Origin of the sequence: Nocardia sp. JMUB6875, assembly GCF_041154655.1 — a bacterium.
Classification (GTDB): Bacteria; Actinomycetota; Actinomycetes; order Mycobacteriales; family Mycobacteriaceae; genus Nocardia.
The window spans coordinates 1-1,016 of the sequence record NZ_BAAFGR010000403.1 but is presented as its reverse complement, the minus strand read 5'-3'; the positions used below and the strand labels follow the sequence as shown (position 1 = coordinate 1,016).

Genomic DNA, 1,016 nt, shown 5'->3' with positions numbered 1-1,016 from the left:
CCCCCACCCCACCCGCTGCGCCACCGGCGACCAGCTAAAACACCCCACCGAGTGGCACACCAGCGCGGCAAATCCGGACAAAACCCCTCACTGGTGTGCCACTCGGCGTGAGAGTCAGGGGCGGGCGGCTAGGTCCGCGAGGAGCTGCTCACGTTGGGGGGCAGGGCGTTTGGGGCAGCTGGTGCACATCTCGCAGCCGGGGACCTCGAAGACCAGGCAGCAGGAGATGCGGCGGACGAAGGTGCGGCCGCCGATGTCCTGGAAGCGCGGGACCGGCAGGCGGCCGGCCACGTCGCGGGCCAGGCGGGCACCGGCTTCGGGAGCGCCGATGTCGAGGGCGCGGTTGCCGATGGCGTCGGCGACGATCGCCCAGAGCGAGGGGACGCCCGCGCCGGAGACCTCGGCGACGACCGGGATCACCCGTGACAGGGTGTGCCGGAGGGCGTGACCGACGGGCGTGGTCGCGCAGCACTCGGCCGCGGGGACCTCCGGATGGGCGCAATTCGCCTCCGCCGCTGCGGAATTCGCCTCGGAGGCGTGAATCGCGGGGATGGCCGCCGCGAGCGCCACCGCGTAGTGATGCCGCTCCGGAATCACCCGCTCGACCCCGCCGTCCGGCCGGATCTCCAGCCCGATGTGCTCGAGCGCCGGATCGAACGCGGGCTCACCCGACGCCACGGCCGCGACGATCGGATCCACCAGCGAGGAGGCCGCCATGCACCACCACAGCGTCCCCGACACCCGCGAGTTGCCAGTCCCCCACGAGATCCCCATATCGGCGATCCGCTCGGCCAGCCATTCCGCCCGCACCAATTCGGTGCCCGGCACCAGGGCCTGTGAGACAGGGGGCTGCGCAACCATTTCCATCCGACTCCGATCCCGGCCGACCATCGATGATTACTACGCACAGTGGTTACACCCGCGATGTCGCGGCGGTCACCACCACAATGTCACGTTTCACCCCCGCTGTGGGCCGCTCCCCACGTCCCCCCTCGATCACTCGAGCGGCCCCAGCG

Annotated in this window: 1 protein-coding gene; it reads right to left on the bottom strand. The window is 71.2% G+C overall.

Annotated features, from left to right (window positions below):
• Window positions 1-114: 114 nt before the first annotated feature.
• On the bottom strand, window positions 115-861 hold the full coding sequence (locus tag ACAM49_RS40260; protein ID WP_369640755.1) for a (2Fe-2S)-binding protein: 747 nt from the start codon (window positions 859-861) through the stop codon (window positions 115-117).
• Window positions 862-1,016 lie beyond the last annotated feature (155 nt).